This window comes from Saccharopolyspora sp. (assembly GCF_017434145.1).
In the GTDB taxonomy this organism is placed as follows: domain Bacteria; phylum Actinomycetota; class Actinomycetes; order Mycobacteriales; family Pseudonocardiaceae; genus Saccharopolyspora_C; species Saccharopolyspora_C galaxeae.
In genome coordinates, this window is record NZ_JAFRFW010000693.1 from 1 (window position 1) to 4,091 (window position 4,091).

Genomic DNA, 4,091 nt, shown 5'->3' on the forward strand with positions numbered 1-4,091 from the left:
CTGATCGCGACCGGTGCCGCCGCGCTGGCCGCACTGGTGCTGGCACCGCGCTGCCGTCCACCGCGCGCGGTGGCACTGCTGGGCGGTGCGGCGCTGGTCATGTCGGTGCGGGTGCTGGAGTTCCCGATCACCTCCGGGCGGTTCGAGGGCGCGGCTCCCGGGCTCGGGCTGTGGTTCGCGATCGCCGCCGTGCTCGCCATCGCGGTGACCGCCGGGTTCGCGGCACGTCGCTGACGCGCCTCCGCCGGAGGTGTCGCGCCTGTTCCGTTCGTCACGTCAGGGCGGTTCCGGACCCGTGCCCACCCGGTGCTGGATGCATTCACCTGCGGCTACGCGCCTGCTCGGGTGAGCCAGTTCACCGGGTGCGCCGCACCGGGCTTCCTCGCAGGTCGATATCGTCGCCGCGTCCGACACCGACGTCGCAGGAGAGTCGAGTGGACCTGTACGAGTACCAGGCGAAGGAAATCTTCGCTGCCCACGGAGTGCCGACGCTGCCCGGTTCCGTGGCCGTAGATCCCGATGGGGCCAAGGCAGCCGCCGAGCAGCTCGGCGGGCCCGTGGTGATCAAGGCCCAGGTCAAGACCGGGGGCCGGGGCAAGGCAGGCGGCGTCAAGCTCGCCGAGAACGCCGATGAGGCCAAGCCCAAGGCCGAGGCGATCCTCGGCCTGGACATCAAGGGCCACGTGACGCGGCGAGTGCTGGTCACGAGCGCCTCGGACATCGCCGACGAGTACTACTTCTCCTTCCTGCTCGACCGCGCCAACCGGAACTTCCTGGCGATGGCCTCGGTCGAGGGTGGGATGGAGATCGAGGAAGTCGCGGCGACCAAGCCGGAAGCACTGGCGCGCATCCCGATCGACCCGATCCAGGGCGTGGACGCGGCCAAGGCCCGCGAGATCGTCGACGCCGCGAAGTTCCCCGCCGAGATCGCCGACCAGGTCGTCGACGTGATCGTGCAGCTGTGGGAGACCTTCGTGGCCGAGGACGCCATGCTGGTGGAGATCAACCCGCTGGTCAAGGACCCGCAGGGCAAGGTCATCGCGCTGGACGGCAAGGTCACGCTGGACGAGAACGCCGCGTTCCGGCAGGCCAAGCAGGCCGACCTGGTCGACAAGGACGCCGAGGACCCGCTGGAGGCCAAGGCCAAGGCCAAGGACCTCAACTACGTCAAGCTCGACGGTGAGGTCGGCATCATCGGCAACGGCGCCGGGCTGGTCATGTCCACGCTGGACGTCGTCGCCTACGCGGGCGAGGCGCACAACAGCGTCAAGCCGGCGAACTTCCTGGACATCGGCGGCGGCGCTTCCGCCGAGGTGATGGCGGCCGGGCTGGACGTCATCCTCGGCGACAGCGACGTGAAGTCGGTGTTCGTCAACGTCTTCGGCGGCATCACCGCCTGCGACGCCGTGGCCAACGGCATCGTGCAGGCGCTGAAGATGCTCGGCGACGAGGCGACCAAGCCGCTGGTCGTGCGCCTCGACGGCAACAACGTCGAGGAAGGCAGGCGGATCCTGGCCGAGGCCAACCACCCGCTGGTGACGCTGGTGGACACCATGGACGGCGCGGCCGACAAGGCCGCCGAACTCGCTGCTGCGGGGGCGTGAGCGCGATGGCTATCTTCCTCAACGACGACAGCAAGGTCATCGTCCAGGGCATCACCGGGTCCGAGGGCACCAAGCACACCGCCCGGATGCTCAAGTCCGGCACCAACATCGTCGGCGGCGTCAACGCCCGCAAGGCCGGGCAGACCGTCGAGATCGAGGGCAAGCAGCTGAGCGTGTTCGGCTCGGTCGGCGAGGCGATGAAGGAGACCGGCGCCGACGTGTCGGTGGTGTTCGTGCCGCCGAAGTTCGCCAAGGACGCGGTGGTCGAGGCCATCGACGCCGAGATCCCGCTGGCCGTGGTGATCACCGAGGGCATCCCGGTGCACGACGCGGCGTACTTCTGGGCGCACGCCAACGCGACCGGCAACAAGACCCGCATCGTCGGGCCGAACTGCCCCGGCGTGATCTCGCCCGGCAAGTCCAACTCCGGCATCATCCCGGCCGACATCACCGGGCCCGGCAAGATCGGGCTGGTGTCCAAGTCGGGCACGCTGACGTACCAGATGATGTACGAGCTGCGCGACATCGGTTTCTCCACCGCCGTGGGCATCGGCGGCGACCCGATCATCGGCACCACGCACATCGACGCGCTCCAGGCGTTCCAGGACGACCCGGAGACCGAGGCGATCGTGATGATCGGTGAGATCGGCGGCGACGCCGAGGAGCGGGCCGCCGAGTTCGTCAAGGCCAACATCACCAAGCCGGTGGTGGGCTACGTCGCCGGGTTCACCGCGCCGGAGGGCAAGACGATGGGCCACGCGGGCGCCATCGTGTCCGGTTCGTCCGGCACGGCCGCGGCGAAGAAGGAAGCCCTCGAGGCCGCGGGCGTGAAGGTCGGCAAGACTCCGAGCGAGACCGCGAACCTGATGCGCGAGATCGTCCGGGGCTGAGTTCGTCCGGGACTGAGTTCGTCCGGGTCGAAGACCTGCTGAGCTCGTCCGGAGCTGCACGGGGGCCGGGTTCCCGCGGGAACCCGGCCCCCGTTTTCGCGGCCTCGTCCCGCGGATGTCGTGAAGTTCTCCACAGTTGCCAACCGCGGGTAACGGTCGCCGCGGCAGCGGGGTGGCGCGCTCGGGTCGCGCGCCGGTGGTCGGCGCAGACCGAGGTGAGCGGGCGGGCTCCCGGCGCGGTGCGCCTGCGGGTGCCGGAGGCGGACCGGTTCGGGGGTCCGGTCACGGTCCGATACCGTTTCACGTGTCACCTCACCCGGGCGAGCGTGCGCGTTCTCCCGACCCTCGGCGAGGAGGAGTTCTTCGACCATGTCCAATCCCTACGGTGCGCCCCCGCCCAACCAGCCGGCACCTCCGCACGCAGGGTCTCCTCGTCCCGATGCGCCGGGTCAGGACGGCGGTACCGAGCTGAGTTCCGTGCTGCCGCTGGTGGCGGCCGGTGCGGGGCTCGTCGCCTACGTCCTCGGGTTCTTCGACCAGGCCACGTCCGGGCTGATCGTGAGCACTCCGGGGCTCGCGATCGTCGTGGCCGCCGGGCTGGCCGGGCTGAAGGTGCTGCCGAAGATGCCGGACACGCTGGTCGCGGCCGGTCCGCTGGCGCTCTACGGGACGCTGGCGGTGCTGCAGAGCGTGGTCACCGGCACCGCGGGCGGTGTCGGGATCGTGCTGCTGATCATGTCTTTGGTGCAGCTCGCCGCGGTGGGCGCACTGGTGCTGACCGGCGCCGGGGTGGTCTCCTCCGGGCCGCGGCCGGGGCGTTCGCCGAGTTCGCAGCCGCCGCATCCGCAGGGGCCCGGCTCCGGGCCGTTCCCGCCGGCCGGCGCGCAGCCCGGCCCGAAGCCGCAGGGATTCGGCCAGCACTCCGGTCCGCAGTACGCGCAGCCGCAGCCCGCGCAACCGCCGTGGGGACCGCCGCAGGGCGGGCAGCCGTTCGGCGCGCAGGGGCACGTGCCTGCCGGTTACCCCGGCGGACCGCAGAACGCGGCGGGCTACGGCGGTCCGGGCACGTCCGGGCAGCCGTTCGGCGCGGAGTCGCAGGCCCCGTCCGGCGGGTTCTCGGCCGCGCCCGGCGATGCGGGCACGCAGCAGGTTTCGCAGTCCGGCCCGCAGGCGTCGCAGTCCGGCCCGCAGCAGCCGGTGGACGGTCCGGATGGGACGCGGCAGATGCCGTATCCGGGCCGCGAGAGCTGATCGGAAGTTCCTGGGGCGCCGTCCGCATCGTGCGGGCGGCGCCTTTCGCGCGTTCGGGCGCGAAGCTGCGCGCTGAGAACCCTCCGTGTTCCTGATCGCTCGATGGGCGGACGCCGCGGCGAGTCACGGGCCGGTCCTCCGCGTCCCGGTGCGACATTCGGCCCATGCCCTTGATCGAGTCGCTCCAGGAACCGGTCTCGCCGCGCGATCCCGTGGCCGAACCCGAGCGCGCGCCCGCCCCGCTTCGGTGGTTCGCCGCCGTCGCGGCGGGCTCGGTCGCGTTGGGCTACGCCTTGGCCGCTGCGCTGCTGGCGCTCGCGGTGAGCACCGCGAGCGGAGCGCGGTC

Annotated in this window: 4 protein-coding genes and 1 pseudogene; all 5 read left to right on the plus strand. The window is 71.4% G+C overall.

The features are described from left to right. Nucleotides 1-234 (plus strand): annotated as a pseudogene (locus IJH84_RS18945) (hypothetical protein); the annotation flags it as partial. A gap of 200 nt (nucleotides 235-434) precedes the next feature. Continuing rightward, nucleotides 435-1,604, plus strand: coding sequence for an ADP-forming succinate--CoA ligase subunit beta (gene sucC / locus IJH84_RS18950; protein ID WP_295146904.1), 1,170 nt, complete (start codon nucleotides 435-437; stop codon nucleotides 1,602-1,604). 5 nt (nucleotides 1,605-1,609) lie between these two features. Continuing rightward, nucleotides 1,610-2,494, plus strand: a complete 885-nt coding sequence (gene sucD / locus IJH84_RS18955; RefSeq protein WP_295146913.1) for a succinate--CoA ligase subunit alpha — start codon at nucleotides 1,610-1,612, stop codon at nucleotides 2,492-2,494. Nucleotides 2,495-2,863: 369 nt separating this feature from the next. Then, the gene (locus IJH84_RS18960) at nucleotides 2,864-3,745 is read left to right on the plus strand and encodes a DUF5336 domain-containing protein (RefSeq protein WP_295146907.1); all 882 of its coding nucleotides are present in this window, start codon (nucleotides 2,864-2,866) and stop codon (nucleotides 3,743-3,745) included. Nucleotides 3,746-3,909: 164 nt separating this feature from the next. Beyond that, the coding region (locus IJH84_RS18965; protein ID WP_295146910.1) for a hypothetical protein at nucleotides 3,910-4,091 on the plus strand (182 nt) is incomplete at its 3' end.